Here is a 19,473-nt window from a genome sequence, read left to right as displayed (position 1 = left end):
TTTATTCTATCGTGAAGAGTGTCTGGCCAAACTCTACTGGAGAGGCATTATCTGTATGTACTTTTAGAATTTTTCCTGAAAACTCAGATTTAATTTCATTCATCATCTTCATTGCTTCAACAATACAAACAACATCTCCTTCTTTTATAATGTCACCCGCTTTTGCAAATTCTCTAGCTCCTGGGGAGGGGGAAGCATAAAAAGTTCCAACCATAGGAGATTTGATTGCATTGCTCACAGTCTGTTCTTCTATTGAGGGCTCATCTTTTTCAATTTTTTGAGTTGATTGGACTTCTATTGGTTGAGAAACTTCTTGTAGATTGACATGACTATTTTTTCTTTTTACCAGCCTAACTGATTCTTCGCCTTCTTGGATTTCAATTTCTTCGAGATTTGAAGATTCAAGCATTTCTATTAATTTTTTTACTTTTCTTATATCCATTTTTAATTATTTCCATATTTAGTAATTGCAGCTTCTAAAGCTAATTCATAACCTTTCGTGCCAAGACCTGAAATAATTCCAATTGAAATATCAGATAAAAAAGATTCTTTTCTAAAATCTTCTCTACTATAAATATTAGAGATGTGAACCTCAATGAATGGTATTGCAGTGCCTAAAAAAGCATCCCTTAAAGCTATGCTTGTATGAGTTAAAGCTCCTGGGTTAAATATAATGCAAGCAATATTTTTTAACTTTGCTGCTTGAATCTTATCAACTAATTCATGCTCCGCATTGCTTTGGAATGATTCTATAGTTTGGCCAGAATTATTAGCTATCGAACATAGTACATTTTCTATATCGTCTAAAGTTTCTTTACCATAAATTTCTGGTTCTCTTGTTCCCAAGAGATTTAAGTTTGGTCCATTAAGTAATAGAAAATTTGACATAGTTTAATTTAAGTACTTTATAGAAATTTTGACGAAGTTTAAAGAAATTAAGAGATTTTAAGTTCAATTTTATTAATCTCTATAGTATTTTCTTGAAGCTTGAGCTCTTTTCTTATTAGAGGGTAACAATAGCCTTTAATACTGCACCCCTGAAAAGTTATGATAAAACTAGTGAGTTTAGTTACATCGTAAATTAAGTTAGCAGAGACTTGATTGAAATATACTTCAGATTCTCCAAAGAATTCATCATACTTTAATTTTCCTGGAGGCAAATCTTTAATAGTTACTTCAACATCGCTTTTGATGGAAATTTTATCTTTATAAAGGTATACGCCTTCACTAAGGTCCCATTGCAAAGAAATAATACCTTTACCTTTGTAGCTAGCAGAAATTTTAAAAGCTTCATCTTCTTTTAAAATTTTCTGACTTTTAAAAATTAATGAATTAATATTCTGATCTGCAGAAACAGGCAATGCATGTACAATTTGTAAGATTAATAAATTAAAAATTAAAAATAATTTCAGATGAGTGTCCCCAATTTTAATAATATTCTTTTCTTGTTCATCATAGTTCTCTTCTCAACTTGCTCTAATGAGAATACTTCATACCCTCTTAGTATAGATCAGCCGTATGGAAATTTCCCAATGAAAGGGCAAGAAAGCATTGCCGCTTATATGACTTTAAAAAATATTTCTGATCAAGTAATAACTATCTCGGGGATTAAATGTGATGGAGTAACTATGTCATCATTTCATAATATGAGGTTAAGTGAAGAAAATCAGATGTTACAAATGATTAAAGAAGATAAAATTATTCTTGATTTAAATGAATCTATTAAACTCAAAGAGGGCGGAAGACATCTTATGTTGATGGGTTTAAAGAGAGAATTTTTTGATAAAGAATATATTTCATGTTACTTGGCCCTGGGAAAGGATGATGAGTTTTTAATAAATATACCCTTTAAATAAAGCTATGATTCAAAAAATTCTGCTAACTTTCATGATGAATCTTCCAGATTTTATAAAATTATTTTTATCTAGGAAAAAGCAAATAAATCTCCATGGAAGGAAGTTATTACCAAGCTTTCAGCTGATGTTATCAATGTCAGAGAATGAAAATTCTGAGATCGATTATAGTAGTTTAAGCGCTTCTGATTTCAGAAAGAATTATGATCAGCCTAATCCAATGTCATTTTATTCAAAAAAATCGGATAACCTTGAGACTCTTGATCATCATGTTGAAGTAGAGGATGGATCTATTAAAGTACGACAATATATTTCTAAAAACTCTTCAGAGAAGTCACTTTTATACTTTCACGGTGGAGGCTTTACTTCGGGGAACCTAGAGAGTCATGATAATTTATGCAAATATTTATCTTATCTTTTGGGCATTAATATTTTCTCTGTTGATTATAGAAGATCTCCTGAATATAAATTTCCTATACCGTTAAATGATTGCCATTATGCATATGAATGGTTGATTGCAAACGCAGAAGGTTTTGGGGTTGATCCTCTTAGAATTTATACAGGTGGAGATAGTGCAGGAGGTAATTTTTCTGCAGCTCTATGCCTCATTAGGAAGGAATCCAATAAGTCAATGCCATTTGGGCAGTTACTATTTTACCCGGTAACAGACCTAAGATACCTAACTGAGTCATATAAGCTATATGATAAAGGTTTTCTCTTAACAGGAAATATGATGCGTTGGTTTGTAAACAATTACATAACTAATAATGATGCTATGAATCCTTTGGCCAGTCCTTTACTAGCAGAAGATTTTACTGGCTTACCCCCTTCCGTAATAGTGACCGCTGGGTTTGATCCACTTCGCGACGAAGGTTATGAATACGCTCAAAAACTCAAACTATCTGGAATTGATGTAATTTACAAAGAACAACCTGGTTTTATTCATGCTTTTGCCCAATTTGGTGTTATTCCTGAATGTAGGTCTGCAATAAAAGAAGCTTGTTTGGATTTAGTATCTTTATCAAAACAAAATGAGCATGTCTGATTATCTTCTAGAAGTAAATAATCTAAGTGTTAATTTTAATTCTTTTAAAGGGGCATTTGATGCTTTAAATAATATTTCATTTAATATTTGCAAAGGAGAGACGTTATCTTTGGTAGGTGAATCAGGTTCAGGAAAATCTGTGACTGCCATGTCTATTATGCAACTTCTTCCATATCCCTTAGCTTCCCACACTTCTGAATCTTCTATCAAATTCAAGGATCAAGAAGTAATAGGAATTACAAAGAATAAAATTAGAAAATTAAGAGGTAATAAAATCTCAATGATATTTCAAGAACCTATGACCTCTTTAAATCCCTTTCAGAAAGTGGGTAAGCAAATAAATGAAGTTCTTCTTGTTCACCGGGGTTTTGATTCAAAAGAAGCAAATAAAAAGACATTGGATCTTTTGCATAAAGTGAGAATACCTCAACCAGAAAAAAAAAATAGAATCTTATCCTCACCAACTTTCTGGGGGCCAGCGTCAGAGGGTCATGATAGCTATGGCACTTGCAAATGAACCTGATTTATTAATCGCAGATGAACCGACCACAGCTTTAGATGTAACTGTAGAGAAATCACTTCTTAAGACATTAAAAGATCTTCAGAAAGAGATTGGTATGGCTATATTATTCATTACTCATGATTTAAATGTTGTGCAGAAGTTCTCTGATCGAGTTTGTGTTATGAAAGGAGGACAAATAATAGAAAATGGATCTGTAAGTGAAATATTTGATAGCCCGAAAGAGGCATACACCAAGGAATTAATTAATTCCATACCTAAAGCAAAAGATTATGACAAGAAGAATGAAGATCCAATTCTAACTTCAAAAGATTTGAGTGTTAAGTACAAGCTTAGAAAAAATTCTTTTTTTGAAAGCGTTAAATATTTTACTGCTATTGATTCTGTTGATATTTCTCTAGTTAGAGGTTCAACTGTTGGATTGGTAGGGGAGTCTGGGTCAGGTAAATCTTCTCTTGCAAGAGCTCTATTAGGATTAGAAAAATATGAAGGTGAAGTCTATTTTGAAGGGGCAAATTTAAAAGATTTAAGCAAAGAATCTTTTAGAAATTTAAAGAAAGATTTTCAGATAGTTTTTCAAGATCCTTTTGGGTCTCTTTCCCCTAGATTTACTATAGGAGAAATTATAGGTGAGGGGCTCAAGGTGCATGAAAAAAAATTAAACCTTAAAGACAGAAATGCAAGAATTTTTGAGGCTATCAAGGATGTGGGCTTAGATTTAGAAATTATAAACAGATTTCCTCATGAACTGTCAGGCGGACAGCGACAAAGAGTAGCTATAGCTAGAGCTATTATTCTTAGGCCAAAGTTAGTTCTTTTAGATGAACCAACTTCAGCGCTTGATGTTTCAATACAAATTCAGATTTTAGATCTATTATTAGAGTTACAAAGTAAATTTAATCTTTCTTATTTATGTATTAGTCATGATTTAAGAGTTATACAAAGCATATCCGATCTTGTATATGTTATGAAGGATGGAGTGATTGTTGAAAAGGGCTGGTGTAATGATATTTTTAATCATCCTCAACATCCATATACTCAAGAATTACTGTTGGCTTCTATAAGTTAAGGTTTTCTTAATTAAGAATTAACATATACTTTCATTTAATAAAAAAAAGTGTCAGATAAAAAAAGAATATATTCCTCAAAAATAGTTGATGGCAATGAACAAGCTCCTTCTAGAGCTATGCTAAGAGCGGTAGGCTTTAAAGATGAGGATTTTAAAAAACCCCAAATAGGTATAGCATCAACTTGGAGCAATGTAACACCTTGTAATATGCATATTAATCAATTAGCAGATGGAGCTTGCTTAGGGGTAGATAAAAGTGGCTCTAAAGGGTTAATATTCAATACAATTACAGTTTCAGATGGTATATCTATGGGTACTAAATCCATGAGATATTCGCTTGTTTCTAGAGAAGTAATAGCAGATTCAATAGAGACAGTCGTTTGTGGTCAAGGATTTGATGGCTTGGTAGCCATAGGGGGATGTGATAAAAATATGCCTGGTTGTTTAATGGCAATTGCTAGATTAAACAGGCCAGCTGTTTTTGTTTATGGAGGAAGCATTAAACCGGGTAAGGATAGAACTGATATTGTGTCAGTATTTGAGGCTGTAGGTGCCCATTCTTCAGGAAATATTTCGGAACTTGAATTATTGGATATTGAAAAAAATGCAATTCCAGGACCAGGTTCTTGTGGTGGAATGTATACAGCTAATACCATGGCTTCAGCCATTGAAGCCCTTGGCATGAGTCTTCCCAATAGCTCTGCGCAAGAAGCAATTTCAACTGCTAAAAGACTAGATTCTGAGATGGCAGGAGAAGCAGTTACTTATTTAATTGATCAAGAAATTAAACCTAAGGATATTATGACTAAGAAAGCCTTTGAGAATGCTATTTCTGTTGTCATAGCTTTGGGAGGTTCTACAAATGCCGTTCTTCATCTAATTGCAATTGCCCATGAAGCAAATATAGATTTAACATTAGATGATTTTTCAAGATTAGGAAGAAAAGTTCCAGTCTTAGCAGATGTTAAGCCTAGCGGAAATTATTTGATGTCAGAATTGATAGCGGTTGGAGGAATTCAACCACTGATGAAAATTTTACTTGAGAACAATCTTTTGCATGGTGATGTTATGACAGTTACAGGAAAGACTATGAAAGAAAATCTTGAAACAGCAAAATCTTACCCAAATAATCAGGACATAGTTAGGTCCATCGACAACCCTATAAAAGAAGATAGTCATTTACAAGTTCTATATGGGAATCTAGCAGAAGAAGGGGCTGTAGCTAAAATATCAGGAAAAGAAGGCACTTCTTTTCATGGACGAGCGGTGACTTTTAATTCTGAAGAAGATGCTATGCAATCAATTCTAGGAGATAAAATTCAAGAAGGAGATGTTCTTATTATCAGATATGAAGGACCGCAAGGAGGCCCAGGAATGAGAGAAATGCTTAGTCCAACAGCAGCCATTATGGGCAAGGGCTTAGGGAATAAAGTAGCTTTTCTAACGGACGGAAGGTTTTCTGGAGGCACTCATGGCTTTGTAGCAGGACACATAACTCCTGAGGCATTCATAGGAGGAAATTTAGCTTTAGTCGAGGATGGAGATGAGATCGAAATAGATGCTAAAAAGAGTGAGCTTAATCTTTTAGTTTCAAACGAAGTCCTTAGGGATCGAAAGAAAAAATGGATTCCCCCGGTGCGAAATGATTTAGGTGGAGTTTTATTAAAGTATTCTAAGACTGTAAGCTCTGCTTCAAAAGGAGCAGTTACAACTATCGACTGATTTTAAAATTTATCTGCAATAGTTTTCCTCTAGGATCATGTACTCTAGTATCAAAACTAAAATCAGGAGCGTCATATAACCTTGGTGCTTTTTTATCAAATAAATTAATGATAGCTAGTTCGAGAGACATCTTATTTTTATTTAAAACAAAATTTTTCCTTGCAGATAAATCATATACTGTGAAAGAATCAACTATATTTTTATACCCGAGATTTAGTCCTTTTGTATTAATAGGAGTAAGGTTTGTATAACCATCTATATATCTAATATTAAGGCCAATTCTTATTCCTCCTGTTTCTAATGAACTAAAGGCATTTAATCTAAGCTTAGGCAAGGAATGAGTATTAGAATCGTAATTAAATTTTCCTACTCGGTTAATCATAACTCGATGTTTTTCTTTGTTAATAGATTCATTTCCTTGATCAATATCTTCTGGGGTTAAGAATTCGTGTAATGTTGTTCCTTGGATTTTAAATTTAAAATCCCCTAAATTAACTAAATTATGTTCATAATTTAATGAAAAATCTAAACCATTTATTTTTGTTTCTTCTTCATTTATATATGAAGTGCTAATGCCTGTTATGTTTCCTAGGGTATCCCTTGTTATGGCTTGATTGAAGGGGTCGGATAAAATTAGTTGCTGCGCGCTTTCAACTTCAATTCTGTTTTTATAATCTATTCTCCAATAATCTAATGTAACTTTTAGATTTTCATGAAGTTCATAGATTAGACCTATGTTGACATTTTGAGATGTAGAAGCTTTCAAACTTGGATTTCCTAGAAGTGCCTGCCTAACAAATGGAGTTTCATCTAGATACCTTACGCTCCCAAGCTGGATATCTGAAGAATATTTTTGTGCCATAGAAGGTGAAACAAAGTTGTTTCCAATGGATCCTCTAATTAACGCTTTTTTGCCATTGAATCTAAGTGAAATTTTTGGGTCAAAACTAGAAAAGTTATCTAATCTTTCGTACCTTCCTGCAAATAATAAATTAAAATTATTATTAAAATTCTTTGATACTTCTGCGAATAAAGATTTTTTATTTCTAGATTCAGCTACATTTTTTCCTCCTCCTAAGAAAAGAAGATCTGCAGTTTTTAGCATTTTTCCATCATTATCAAATTCAGCTCTAGATAAATCGTCATAGGTAATATCTAAGGTTTCTTTATCTAGTTGCATACCAAAGGCGATATCAAAAGTCTTATTAGAGTTTCTTAGAATAGAGTTCAAAGAAGTAAGACCCCCTATCTTTTTTGAAATTTCCGCTCCTCTTAAGTATTTAATAAGTGAGTCTGAATTTGCCGAAGAGTCTATTAAATTCCATTTTTGATCTCCATTAGGTCCTCCAATGCCATCTATCGCATTTTCAAATCTAGAATTTATTATGTCAGGTCTATAATGCTTATTTGTATGCTTACTTTTAGTTAAAGATATTTGAAGATCTAAATTGTCACGTAGATCAAAATAAAACGAATTACTAAAATGATATTGAAAAATATCTTTAGGTGAAAAAGGAGAAGGAAAAGCTGCTGCCAGAGGTCTACCAAACCACCGTACAGGAACATTGAATGGGTTCCCTCCTTGATCAGGTTGAACTAATCTAGATAGGAAACTTAACGCTGGGTAAGAAGGAGATTGAGGATTATCATTCACATCAACATCTGATGTTATTAGAGTAGAGTTGAATGAAAATTTTTTTAAATCCTTATATAAATTAAGATAAAACTTTTTATGATCCTCATCATTTACTATATTGAACCTTTCACCATACTTAAATTTACAAAACCCAAATTCTATAATCCCTCCATTAGTTAGACACATAGGGTCTGGTATTTTCTGACCTGCACTATACTTTCCTTGATAATCTCCAGCCATGACTTCATCTTTTTTTGTAAGTATAAAAGTATTTCCAAGAGTGCTTATGCCTAACTCAGCTATCCCTGGAATCTCAGAAGCAGAAAGGGAGCTTCTACTTAAAAAATTCGCTGCTATTGTTATATTCGAAGATTCAAAATTTTTACCTAATAAGATACCAAGGTTATGTTCATCTTGATTATAGTTCTCAGTACCTTGAGACGCTGTGCTAATTTCTACGCCTTCAAAATTTTTATGAGTTATAAAATTGATGACTCCAGATACGGCATCAGAACCATATAGTGACGTTCCGCCTTCTTTCAATATTTCTATCCTTTCAATAGCACTTTTAGGAATAATATTTGCATCTATATATCCTTCCCCCTCATGAGAAGGAGTTCCTGAAAAAGTTTGTCTTCTAGAATTAATAAGTAATAGAGTTGATGCTTGATCCAAGCCTCTCAAAGTTATAGATGACATTCCTTGATCAACTCCATCCATTGCATTTGTTTGAAAGTGAGAGCCTGAACTAGAACTTAAATACTTTGATATTTCTGCAACTGTGGACACATTTAAATTTTCTAAATCAGCAGACGAAATTATTTCAACAGGAGAAGATTGTTCATTGCTAACAGCTATGTGAGAGCCTGTTACAATCACTTCTTCTATTTCATTCGAAGCTTGAATCCAAGAACTAAATAGAGAAATAATTATTAGGTAAAAGAGAGCATTTATTTTAATTAATTTGTTCAGTTGTCCATTCATATGAATTAAATTGATAATTTCTACTTGAAAATTCTGCATTTTATACCAATAATATAAACATTGAATTAAATGTACTTGAATTTCTTAGACAAACCCGACTTTTTAAATTTAGGAGGTAACCTATGACCGTTGTCACTATAACTAATGACAATTTTGAAGCAGAAGTCACTAAAAGTGACAAACCAGTTTTACTAGATTACTGGGCAGCTTGGTGTGGTCCTTGTAAAATGGTTGGTCCAATTGTAGAAGAGATAGCTGAAGATTTTTCTGGTATTTTAAAAGTAGGGAAATTAGATGTTGATGAAAATCAGGAATTGGCAGCTGCTCAAAATGTTATGAGTATTCCTACACTATTGTTATTCAAGGATGGAGAAGTTATAGCGCAACAAGTAGGAGCTTTAAGTAAATCTCAATTAACTGAATTTATAGAAGAAAATATTTAACTAGACGATACTTTCATCTGATGTTAGATTGAATCTAGTCTTTCATCAAAGACACCCGTTAACTCTGTTTTAATTCGAAAATTTTTCAAAAACTATCTAGATATGGATCTATCAGAACTTAAAAAATCTCCAGTAGAAGACCTCGTAAGCCTAGCTGAACAATTAGGAGTTCAGAACGCTGCTCGTTCTAAACGACAAGATGTGATCTTTAGCATTCTAAAGAAAAAAGCAAAAGAGGGTGAAGACATAGAAGGAGGTGGTGTATTAGAAATCCTTCAGGATGGTTTTGGGTTCTTACGTTCTCCAGATTCCTCTTATTTAGCTGGACCGGATGATATTTATGTATCTCCAAGTCAGATTAGACGTTTTAGTCTCAGAACTGGAGATACTATTCAAGGAAAAATAAGAGCTCCAAAAGATGGTGAAAGATATTTTGCCCTTTTAAAAGTAGATCTTATAAATCTTGAAGATGTTGATAAATCTAAAAATAAAGTCTCATTTGAGAATCTAACACCTTTATTTCCAGACCAAAGAATTATACTAGAGGCTGGGACTGGAAGCACAGAAGACCTTTCAGCTCGAGTTATAGACTTAACAGCACCTACAGGTAAAGGTCAGAGATCTTTAATAGTTTCTCCACCGAAAGCAGGTAAAACACTTTTGTTGCAAAGTATGGCGCATGCAATTTCTAAAAATAGTCCAGAGTGTAAAATTATCGTTTTACTTGTAGATGAAAGGCCAGAAGAGGTTACAGAGATGTCTAGATCAGTTTCAGGAGAAGTAGTGGCAAGTACATTTGATGAACCTCCATCTAGACATGTTCAAGTAGCTGAAATGGTCATAAATAAAGCGAGAAGACTAGTTGAACACAATCAAGATGTGGTTATTCTTTTGGACTCCTTAACTAGATTAGCTAGAGCATATAACTCTACTCAAGCAGCTTCTGGAAAAATTTTAACAGGCGGAGTGGATGCAAATGCCTTGGAAAAACCAAAGCGTTTTTTTGGAGCTGCAAGGAATATAGAAGGTGGTGGTAGTTTAACTATAATTGCTACTGCTTTAATAGACACTGGCTCCAGAATGGACGAAGTAATTTTTGAAGAGTTTAAAGGTACTGGCAATTCAGAAATTCATCTTGATAGAAAAATAGCAGAAAAGAGAGTTTTTCCTGCTATAAATATACGAAGAACAGGAACTAGGAGAGAAGACTTGTTAACTTCTGAAGAAGAGTTGAGGCATATAACTATTTTAAGGAAACTATTAAATGAAATGGAAGACACTTCAGCAATGGAGTGGGTTATCGATAAACTAAAAGATTTTAAGACAAATAATGAGTTCTTTGAGTCTATGAAGAGAAAGTAATTTCAATCTTCATTCGAGCTTCTCAATTTAGCAGAAATTCTTTGTATCAGAACTAAAAACAACATTAAGAAAAATCCTATTGTGATTCCTGTAAAGGTAAAAAAGATATTTTCTAAATTAATCTCTTTTTTCATTTCTAGAAAAATAATTCCTTCTTCAATGAAATTAAATTGTTCTAGCATAAGGGCACCAATTATTGAAAAAATAAATACTATTAGTGCTTTTCTCATTCTTTTTTCTTTAAAAATAAACTAAATTTTGTTTCCCCGCTGATCTTTGTTTTCAGTTCAGTCCAGTTTGAGCAGATATCCATTATATTTAATTCTTTTTCTGCTTCTACGTATATAACAGTGTCATTTTTTAAAAGAGATTTCTTTTCAAGTATTCCATATACTTTTTGGATTTTCTTCTCTCCAAATGGAGGGTCAATAAAGACTATATCAGAATCTAGTTTTTGTTTATTTAACTTCTCTAGCCAATCAAAAGTATTTTCAAAAATAATTTTAGACTTTTTGCTGTAACTCATTAAATCTATATTCTCTTTTAATTTTATATAGTGTAGTTTCTTATTTTCTATAAAAGTAACAGATTTTGCATTCCTTGAAAGAGCTTCAATTCCAAGAGCACCTGTCCCAGAAAATAAATCTAGGCATTTAGAATCATCTATATAAATAGCTAACCAATTGAAAAGTGTCTCCCTAGTTTTATGACTTGTAGGCCTAAGAGATTTAGATGGATTAAAAGAAATCACTCTCCCTTTATTTGTTCCCCCTATAATTTTTAATTTACTTATTTTCATACAGATATATTTATATAGGAGTTTAAGGTATTGAGATAATTTCTCAATTATCTAGCTTCAAAATTGAATCCATGATATTTTGCTACCCTTCATGACTATCCAGGAAAATTTTATCGAAGTTATGAGAGGATTTGCATCTACAGTTAATGTCATTTCTTCTCAGAATTCGTCCAATAGACAAGCTATGACAGCATCTGCGGTCACCTCTCTTTCTATCGATCCACCCTGTATGCTCATTTGTGTTAACAAAAGTTCTTCCATCCATAATTTGTTAGGCATTGATTCAAGTTTTTGCATTAATATTTTAACTTCTAAACAGCAAGATCTAGCAGAAATTTGTAGCGGTAAAGAAGAAGGAGAAGTCAGGTTTGAAAGTGGGAATTGGTCCGAAGATGACGGAGTGCCTTATTTATCAGATGCTCAAGCTAATATATTTTGTAAATGCTATGAGTTGATAGAGCAATCATCACATACAATTTTTATAGGTAAAGTTTTTAAAATAGTTGATAGCAATGTAAAAAAACCATTAATTTATTTAGATGGAAAATATAAAAATTAATAACCACTATTTAATTTCTTTTTTTATATGCTTAATCTCGTTTAATGCATATGCATCTTCTGACAGGTCTTTATCTTCAGAAGGAGCTGAACTATATTTTATTCAACCTAAAGAAGGACAAATACTTGAAAGCCCAATTAGGGTTAAATTTGGACTTAGAGGCATGGGTGTTGCTCCAGCCGGAGTAGACATATCTGGGACAGGGCATCATCATCTTTTAGTGGATGTTGAAGAATTACCGCCTTTAGATGAGCCGATAATATCTGATTCTAATCATATACATTTTGGGGGAGGGCAAACAGAAGTCTTATTGGAACTTTCCCCAGGTAATCATAAGTTACAATTGTTGCTTGGAGATAAATATCATATTCCTCATTTACCTCCAATTATATCCAAAGAAATTTCTATAATTATCAAATGAATCCTAATTCTTTCAGGGTGTTTAAAATAAGAATACTCAAGAAGCTTTGTTTTATAGGCTTGATATCTATTTCTAATTTAATTCAATCAATAGAGATAGATGGTAATTTATCTGACTTGGAGTGGAAAGATGCAAACAGGATAGATGCGTTTAGACAAATCTTGCCTTTTACACTTTCAGATCCTTTATATAAAACTGAAGTTTTAGTTTATGAAGATGAAAGAGGAATTTACTTAGGTTATAGAGCTTATCAGCCAACGAAAACTATGAGAGCAAACCTGCATGAAAGAGATGCTTGGCAGACTAATGCAGATAGGGTGGGTTTTATTATTGATTATAATGCTGACTCGAGTGTCGCATATGAGTTTTCAGTTTCGTTGGGCGGCTCTATGAGAGATGTTGTTTTTACCAATGAGAACAATCAAAAACCTGATTGGGATGCAGATTGGGAGGCGGCAACAAGCCAAGAAGAAAATGTTTGGTATTGTGAGATGTTTATTCCATGGTCCGTTGCTCCAATGAAGATTCAGAAAGGGGACTTTAGAAAAGTAAAATTAGGTTTCTTTCGACAGTCCATGGCTGAAGGTAAAGTTTACGCAACTGTTAAGTCAAATCCTACTAGGAATCCTTTTATATCTTTATTGAATGATTATGTGTTTAAAAATTTTGGTGCAAGCAAGAAAGATTTTTTTCCTTATCTTACCCTAAATAATGACAGGTTAGAGGAAGATAATACTTCAAAGGCAGGTGCAGAATTCTTTTGGAAAATAGATTCTGGCAAGCAATTAAATATTGCTATTAACCCTGACTTTGGTCAGGTTGAAAGTGATGATGTAGTAGTAAATTTCTCTAATATAGAGACTTATTATGCAGATAAAAGGCCTTTCTTTGCTGAAAATCAATCTATGTTTGACGTTTCAGGTTATAGATTTTTTTATGTTATTAATACTCGAAGAATTGGCGGCACTCCTGATTATAATTGTGAGGAGTATTCAGAAGAATTGCAAAACCTCTGCGATCTTACTTCACAAGAAAATGGCAGCAATGATATAGATTTAGCTGTTCGTTATACTCAACAAGCTAATAATACTGAGATTGGTTTTTTAGGAGCTTTTGAGGCTGATGAAGATTATAGCCAAGGTAAAGATTTTTATGCAGCTAGAATTAGAAATTCTTATAAGAATTTCAAAGTTGGATACTTGGGAACATATGTAGAAAGTCCTATATTTGACAGAACTGCTTCTGTCCATACAGTGGATTTTGATTACAAGTATTCTCCTGAATTAAGACTTTATGGTATTTTTTTGAATTCTTTGGTCAACGGTGAAGAGGGATTAGGATTGAGGTTAGGCATGAACCATATGCCTAATAAAGATAGATCAAATTACTTAGGTTTTTATTATTTTGATGAAGATCTAAATCTAAATGATATGGGATATCTAGGAAGAAATGACTGGATGCTTTTTGGTGGTAGAACGCAATTTAGGCAAACTAACTTTAGTCCAGATTCAGCTACTCTAAAGAGAGAATATACTCTTATGTTTTCGGCTGATAGTAATTTGAGCGGAGATAGAGAACCCGCAAAATTAGCTTTTGAATTTCAGAACATCTTTAAAAGTACCGCTGGCTTAGAGTTAGAGCTATTTTATAGAACGAAAGGTAAAGACAATATTATTACTGATGGCTATAAGTTTGCTCCTTACGTAGAAATGCCTCAAGGATATGGATCTAAGATAGAATTTGAAGGACCCAGAAGTGATTTTTGGGCATATGGTTTTGTTGTCTATTCAGGAAAAGGTTCTGAATACAGCCCAAGCTTAAATAAAAGTTATGGCTATAAAGGGTTTGCTAGGTTTTTTCCAATGGAGAATTTAGTTTTTTCTTTAGGTTATGCGAATCATAAAGAAAAAGAATGGTTAAACTGGATAGAGAGAGATCTTCTGGCAACTTACAAGAGGAACAAGAGAGTAACTTCTATAAATTTAACTTGGTTTAGAGGTAATAAGCACGAACTGAGATTAAAGAGTCAGTTTGTTGCTTTTACTGCTAGGAATCCTCAAGCATACATAGCTGATATAAAAGGTCAATTGGATAAGACTGATATTGATATATCTTCTTTCACTCTTTCCGATGTTTCGTTTCAAGTGCGTTATAGGTATGAGATCTTACCTCTAGCATATCTTTTCGTTGTTTACACGAAAGGAGGCAGAGTTGAAGCAGAAGATGAAGAGGACAATCTTGGTAAGATTTATCAACGACCTTGGGATGAACCAACAACAGATAGCTTTACTATTAAACTTAGATACAGATTTTAATTCTTGGGCAAATGTTCCTTAGAACAATACCAGAATCCTTCTGAGTTAACTGCATCCAATTGAATAATATTTAGATTGCAGGTCTTGCACTTGACCATAACATGCGGATCTTTGCTTATTTTTTTTTCGTTTTTTAGAATTTTATTCATCCAAAAAATCGCGATCATTATTAAGGCAATGATGAATATTTGAAACATAGTCTTTTACTCTAAGGTCTAGGTATAGATTTTTCTCCGAATAATCCAAAGGATAAAGTGTTTAACCATGATCTTGAAGAGACTCTAGATGAGTTAGATATAATGTTGTAATCTGGATAATTAAATTCTAATATTTCCTTATTTATATCTGATAAATCTTGTTGACCTAATTCTCGGTAGCCGATCATTAATATATTAAGGGCTTCAGGAGTTTGCGGTGTTTTAGGCAAGTGTTCAAGCACATATTTAGCCCTACCAACTGCTGCAATATATGCTCTTCTTTCTAAATAATACTCTGCAACATTAATCTCATGTTGAGCTAAAAGATTCTTTAAATAAATCATTCTTTGAGTTGCATGTTCAACATATTCACTCTTTGGAAATCTAGAAATGAATTCGCTTAGATTATCGAAAGAAATTTGAGCTTGGGTCACATCTCTTTTTGATAAATCAGTATTCATATATCTTGATAATAAACCTGAATCATTTGTAAAAGCTGCTAACCCTCTTAAATAATAGGCATAATCTGTATGAGGATGTCTTGGATGAAGGTTTGCAAATCTTTCAGCTGCGGAATTTGCCGCTTCATACTGGTAGTTACGATAATAAGCGTAAATTAATTCTGCTTGAGCTTGTTCAGCATATCTTCCAAATGGAAATCTTGCTTCAAGAGTCTCTAAGCTTATTATCGCGGTTGCAAAGTTTTCATTACTCAACCGGTCTTGCGCTTGATCATATAGTTCTTTTTCTAATAACCTTTCATCAGGTCCTTCCTCAGTCGACGAACACCCTATATTTAAAAGCACAAGAGAAATAGAAATTAGATAAATAATAAATTCTGATTTTTTATGCATTGGATTAAGTGTTAGATTTTTAAACTGCATGATAATAATAAGAATTCTACATATGGTTAACCTTCATTGACAGTAAAAATACCTCTGGATTCATACAAATATGATTTAAGATTTAAATAAATATTTACTCAATGACTAAAACAATTAAATTATCTTTATCAGTAGGCTCTGAAAACTCAGGAATAAGATTAGATTCAGCTATGGCAAAACTATGCCCTGAATATTCTAGAAATCATATAAAGAAATGGATTCTGGGCGGATCATTATTACTTAATGAACTTAAAGTTAAGCCAAAAACTATTTTAAAAGAAGGGGATATTATTGAATTGAGTGCTAAGGAAGAAATCTTAAGTCAAGATAAACCAGAAAAGATACCTCTTTCTATTATCGCAGAAGATGAGGCTATCTTAATTCTTGATAAGCCATCTGGTTTAGTAGTGCATCCTGGAGCGGGCAACAGAAATGGAACCTTACTGAATGCGCTCTTAAATTATGACAAAAACCTAGCACTTTTGCCTAGAGCAGGGATAGTTCATAGACTAGACAAAGATACCTCTGGAATTATGGTAGTTGCCAAAACTGAATCTTCTTTTTTAAATTTAGTTAAACAATTAAAAAATAGAACTGTACAACGTGAGTATCTCGCTCTTGTTGTCGGTAGTCCAATTTCTGCAGGAACCATAGATGAACCAATAGGGAGGCATCCCAAACTAAGAACAAAACAGGCAGTGATTCATTCTGGAAAATTTGCTGTCACTGAGTATAAGATTGTAAAAAGATTAGATGGCTATACTCTTCTTAATGCATATTTAAAGACAGGAAGAACTCATCAGATAAGGGTTCACTTTGCTTATAAAAAGATGCCCATTGTGGGAGATGGAGTATATGGAAATAGGAAGCGTTTAGCTCCTAATACTACTGATGAACAAAGAAAGTTTATAGAAAATTTCAAGAGACAAGCATTACATGCTCAGTCTTTATCATTTCGGCATCCAATAAGTGGAGATCTAAAGAAATATAAAACAGGTTTACCTAAAGACTTCACAAAATTAATCGAATGTTTAGAAAAGAAATAAGAGATAAACTCAATTTATTTATAATTCCAGAAAAAATATTTCATCCGAGTGTTTTCTCTTTTATGACCAATAAGATTTTTGATCAAAACTTAACATTCAAACATACTTCAACATCGAATAAGTTAGTTATTTCAGCTTTAGAAGATCTAATTGCAGTACCTATAATATGCATGAACCAAATTCATGGAAATGAAGCATTGGAAGTAAGTAGAAGCGATTTAAATAAGTTCTTAAATGCGGATGCTATTTATACCCAAAGTAAGAAATTAGCGCTGGCAGTTTCATCAGCTGATTGTCTTCCAATAATACTAGCTAGCAATGATGCTAGTGAGATAGCAGCTATTCATGTTGGTTGGAGAGGCTTGGCAAATGGTGTTATTGATTCAACCCTAAAGCTATTTAAAAATAAACATAGTGAATTGTCTGCATGGTTTGCTCCTTGCATCTCTATTGAGAATTTTGAAGTTAGTAAAGATGTATTGGAACAATTTAATAATAAGAATCTAGATAAATTCTTTTTTCCTTTAAAAGCAAAAGATAAATGGAAATTTGACTTAAGGAATGCCGCTCTAAAAGTAATGCAAAGAAAAGGGGTTAAAGTTAATCAGAGCAATTTATGTACTTACACGGAAGATAATTTATTCTATTCTTATAGACGAGATAAGACATCAAAGAGAATGCAAACTATAGTATGGATAAATTAAACTCAACATGAAAAAAATTGCATTTATTGGCTTAGGAACTATGGGATTTCATATGGCATCTCATATTCAGTTAGCTAATTTTGAAACCACAGTCTTTAATAGGACAAAACTAAAATCAAATGAATGGAATCAGAAGTTTGGTGGCAATGTAGCTGAGTCTGTTCTGAAAGCTGGAGAAGGACAGGAAGCAGTTTTTTTATGCCTTGGTAGAGATGAAGATGTTAGAACCACTTTACTAGGAGAAATAGGGCTTCTTCAATCAATGAAAAGAGGTTCCATCATAGTTGATCATACGACTACATCAGCAGGTTTAGCTCAAGAAATGTTTCATGAGTCTAAAAAGAAGGGAATTCACTTTATGGATGCGCCAGTTTCAGGAGGTGAAGTAGGAGCTAAGAATGGCACTTTAACTGTGATGTTGGGAGGAGAAATAGAAGTTTATACAGAGATAATGTCTGTGATAGATTGCTATTCAAAATTTTCAAAACTTATGGGCGGACCAGGTTCAGGTCAATTAACAAAGATGGTAAATCAAATTTGCTTAGCGGGTCTCATTCAAGGTTTAGCAGAGGGCTTAAATTTTACAGAAAAAGTAGAACTAGATAGTAAAGATGTCATTGAAGTTATCTCTAAGGGCGCAGCACAGTCATGGCAGATGGATAACAGGGCCGAAAGCATGACCAAGGATTTTTACGATCATGGTTTTGCAGTTGATCTTATGAGAAAAGATTTATCTATAGCGATTAAAGAAGCCCAAAAGAATAACCTTTCATTGGAAGTAACTTCACTTGTAGATTCATTCTATGAGGATATTCAGAATATGGGAGGAGGAGCATGGGACACCTCAAGCCTGTTAAGAAGACTTAAGAAGTAATGAAATTTACTATGATAGAAGATTCAGTTTCTAAAGAAATATTTGATAGCTCACATGAGCTCTTACAAGCTCATTGCATCGATAAATCTATTGAAATCTTTGGAAGTAATTTTCTATTAGACATTGTTTGTCCATTGGCAGCTTATCTTTCTGAGAGAAGTAGTTCAGAAATGCCTCTTAAAGTTTGTTTTTCTGGAGGGCAAGGTTCAGGAAAAACTACTCTATCTGAACTTGTACAAATTGCTTTGGGCGCTTATAAAAATAAGAACTCTGTTGGATTTTCAATTGATGATATTTATAAGACTTATGAAGAAAGATTAAACATGTCTGAAACGATCCATAAATTATGTAAAGTAAGAGGAGTTCCCGGTACTCATGATATCCAATTAGGAATTGATACCATAGAAGAATTATTTAATGCAGATTCAGAGACTCAGACTTTGATACCATCTTTTTCAAAACCTCAAGATAGAAGAAAACCTAAAAAGGATTGGCCAGTATTTAGGGGAAGACCAGATTTTATTTTTTTTGATGCTTGGTGTGGAGGTGTTCCACCAGAAAAAGATAATTCTTGGAAAGGACCAATTAATATTTTAGAAAAGGAAGAGGATCCGGAAGGAATTTGGTGGAAATGGAGCAATAATGCCTTAAAAAATCAATACCAAGATTTATTTTCTTTGTTTGATATTCTTATTATGATTGAAGTGCCAGATATGCAGACTGTATTTGATAGTAGGTGGTTGCAAGAGCAAACTTTAGCTAAGAATTTATCAGATCCAAAAGATTTAAGTAAAATTATGACAAAGAAGGAAGTAAATAGATTTGTTATGCATTATGAAAGATTAACTCATCATATTTTCAAAGAAGTCCCCAAGATTGCCAATATAGTGATAAAAAGGGATAAAGATTTTATGTTTTCATTTAGTAAAATACCCCAAAGGTAATTAAAATATTGAAACTCTATTTCTTGACTTAGGTTTTTTGGATGTCACAATCCTTCGACTTCTTCTAAGGTAGAGCTAAAAATTATAAATATTCAA

At 33.0% G+C, this 19,473-nt stretch carries 19 protein-coding genes and 1 pseudogene; 13 read left to right on the top strand and 7 right to left on the bottom strand.

The window, feature by feature from the left end:
• Window position 1: 1 nt before the first annotated feature.
• From accB to P8J93_05855, 3 genes are read right to left on the bottom strand one after another with little or no spacing between them, the layout of a single operon-like run.
• Complete coding sequence (accB, locus tag P8J93_05865; protein MDG2061320.1) at window positions 2-442, bottom strand: acetyl-CoA carboxylase biotin carboxyl carrier protein; 441 nt, start codon at window positions 440-442, stop codon at window positions 2-4.
• 2 nt (window positions 443-444) lie between these two features.
• Window positions 445-888 (bottom strand): type II 3-dehydroquinate dehydratase, encoded by a 444-nt coding sequence (gene aroQ, locus P8J93_05860; GenBank protein ID MDG2061319.1) that lies wholly within the window; start codon window positions 886-888, stop codon window positions 445-447.
• A gap of 47 nt (window positions 889-935) precedes the next feature.
• Window positions 936-1,361: a protein-disulfide reductase DsbD N-terminal domain-containing protein gene (locus P8J93_05855; GenBank protein MDG2061318.1), complete on the bottom strand. Its 426-nt coding sequence runs from the start codon at window positions 1,359-1,361 to the stop codon at window positions 936-938.
• Window positions 1,362-1,412: 51 nt separating this feature from the next.
• Here P8J93_05855 and P8J93_05850 point away from each other — a divergent pair, with 51 nt between their 5' ends.
• From P8J93_05850 to ilvD, 4 genes and pseudogenes are all read left to right on the top strand, one after another.
• Window positions 1,413-1,856, top strand: coding sequence for a copper chaperone PCu(A)C (locus P8J93_05850; GenBank protein ID MDG2061317.1), 444 nt, complete (start codon window positions 1,413-1,415; stop codon window positions 1,854-1,856).
• Window positions 1,857-1,860: 4 nt separating this feature from the next.
• On the top strand, window positions 1,861-2,898 hold the full coding sequence (locus tag P8J93_05845) for an alpha/beta hydrolase (protein ID MDG2061316.1): 1,038 nt from the start codon (window positions 1,861-1,863) through the stop codon (window positions 2,896-2,898).
• A pseudogene (locus P8J93_05840) lies at window positions 2,891-4,487 on the top strand (dipeptide ABC transporter ATP-binding protein). Before P8J93_05845 ends, P8J93_05840 begins: the two are co-directional and overlap by 8 nt.
• 48 nt (window positions 4,488-4,535) lie before the next feature.
• Window positions 4,536-6,209 (top strand): dihydroxy-acid dehydratase, encoded by a 1,674-nt coding sequence (gene ilvD, locus P8J93_05835; protein MDG2061315.1) that lies wholly within the window; start codon window positions 4,536-4,538, stop codon window positions 6,207-6,209.
• Here the strand turns inward: ilvD and P8J93_05830 are convergent.
• Window positions 6,199-8,868 (bottom strand): TonB-dependent receptor, encoded by a 2,670-nt coding sequence (locus P8J93_05830; protein MDG2061314.1) that lies wholly within the window; start codon window positions 8,866-8,868, stop codon window positions 6,199-6,201. The two genes, ilvD and P8J93_05830, sit on opposite strands and share 11 nt — an antisense overlap.
• An 83-nt stretch (window positions 8,869-8,951) precedes the next feature.
• Between P8J93_05830 and trxA the strand changes: the two genes are divergently transcribed.
• Window positions 8,952-9,272: a thioredoxin gene (gene trxA, locus P8J93_05825; GenBank protein MDG2061313.1), complete on the top strand. Its 321-nt coding sequence runs from the start codon at window positions 8,952-8,954 to the stop codon at window positions 9,270-9,272.
• 102 nt (window positions 9,273-9,374) lie between these two features.
• On the top strand, window positions 9,375-10,634 hold the full coding sequence (gene rho, locus P8J93_05820; protein MDG2061312.1) for a transcription termination factor Rho: 1,260 nt from the start codon (window positions 9,375-9,377) through the stop codon (window positions 10,632-10,634).
• Between the two features lie 2 nt (window positions 10,635-10,636).
• On the opposite strand, the gene P8J93_05815 is transcribed toward rho, so the two are convergent.
• Window positions 10,637-10,864, bottom strand: coding sequence for a hypothetical protein (locus tag P8J93_05815; protein ID MDG2061311.1), 228 nt, complete (start codon window positions 10,862-10,864; stop codon window positions 10,637-10,639).
• Entirely contained in the window at window positions 10,861-11,433 is a 573-nt protein-coding gene (gene rsmD, locus P8J93_05810; protein MDG2061310.1) for a 16S rRNA (guanine(966)-N(2))-methyltransferase RsmD, read from the bottom strand. The genes P8J93_05815 and rsmD overlap by 4 nt, the downstream gene beginning before the upstream one ends.
• 91 nt (window positions 11,434-11,524) lie before the next feature.
• Here rsmD and P8J93_05805 point away from each other — a divergent pair, with 91 nt between their 5' ends.
• The 3 genes from P8J93_05805 to P8J93_05795 are packed head-to-tail and all read left to right on the top strand — an operon-like array spanning window position 11,525 to window position 14,728.
• The gene (locus P8J93_05805; GenBank protein MDG2061309.1) at window positions 11,525-11,992 is read left to right on the top strand and encodes a flavin reductase family protein; all 468 of its coding nucleotides are present in this window, start codon (window positions 11,525-11,527) and stop codon (window positions 11,990-11,992) included.
• The gene (locus P8J93_05800; GenBank protein MDG2061308.1) at window positions 11,973-12,413 is read left to right on the top strand and encodes a DUF4399 domain-containing protein; all 441 of its coding nucleotides are present in this window, start codon (window positions 11,973-11,975) and stop codon (window positions 12,411-12,413) included. The genes P8J93_05805 and P8J93_05800 overlap by 20 nt, the downstream gene beginning before the upstream one ends.
• Window positions 12,410-14,728 (top strand): DUF5916 domain-containing protein, encoded by a 2,319-nt coding sequence (locus tag P8J93_05795; GenBank protein ID MDG2061307.1) that lies wholly within the window; start codon window positions 12,410-12,412, stop codon window positions 14,726-14,728. Before P8J93_05800 ends, P8J93_05795 begins: the two co-directional genes overlap by 4 nt.
• A 208-nt stretch (window positions 14,729-14,936) precedes the next feature.
• Here P8J93_05795 and P8J93_05790 read toward each other — a convergent pair whose 3' ends face one another.
• Window positions 14,937-15,779, bottom strand: coding sequence for an outer membrane protein assembly factor BamD (locus tag P8J93_05790; GenBank protein ID MDG2061306.1), 843 nt, complete (start codon window positions 15,777-15,779; stop codon window positions 14,937-14,939).
• Window positions 15,780-15,910: 131 nt separating this feature from the next.
• On the opposite strand from P8J93_05790, the gene P8J93_05785 reads away from it, so the two are divergent.
• The 4 genes from P8J93_05785 (at window position 15,911) to P8J93_05770 (ending at window position 19,377) form a co-directional block, all read left to right on the top strand.
• Window positions 15,911-16,855, top strand: a complete 945-nt coding sequence (locus P8J93_05785) for an RluA family pseudouridine synthase (protein MDG2061305.1) — start codon at window positions 15,911-15,913, stop codon at window positions 16,853-16,855.
• Window positions 16,856-16,917: 62 nt separating this feature from the next.
• On the top strand, window positions 16,918-17,559 hold the full coding sequence (gene pgeF / locus P8J93_05780; protein MDG2061304.1) for a peptidoglycan editing factor PgeF: 642 nt from the start codon (window positions 16,918-16,920) through the stop codon (window positions 17,557-17,559).
• Window positions 17,560-17,566: 7 nt separating this feature from the next.
• On the top strand, window positions 17,567-18,433 hold the full coding sequence (locus P8J93_05775) for an NAD(P)-dependent oxidoreductase (protein MDG2061303.1): 867 nt from the start codon (window positions 17,567-17,569) through the stop codon (window positions 18,431-18,433).
• Entirely contained in the window at window positions 18,433-19,377 is a 945-nt protein-coding gene (locus P8J93_05770) for a hypothetical protein (protein MDG2061302.1), read from the top strand. The genes P8J93_05775 and P8J93_05770 overlap by 1 nt, the downstream gene beginning before the upstream one ends.
• Window positions 19,378-19,473: the final 96 nt, after the last annotated feature.

The organism is SAR86 cluster bacterium (assembly GCA_029268615.1).
Taxonomy (GTDB): Bacteria; Pseudomonadota; Gammaproteobacteria; order Magnimaribacterales; family Magnimaribacteraceae; genus JAQWNM01.
This window is presented reverse-complemented; position numbering and strand designations above follow the sequence as displayed.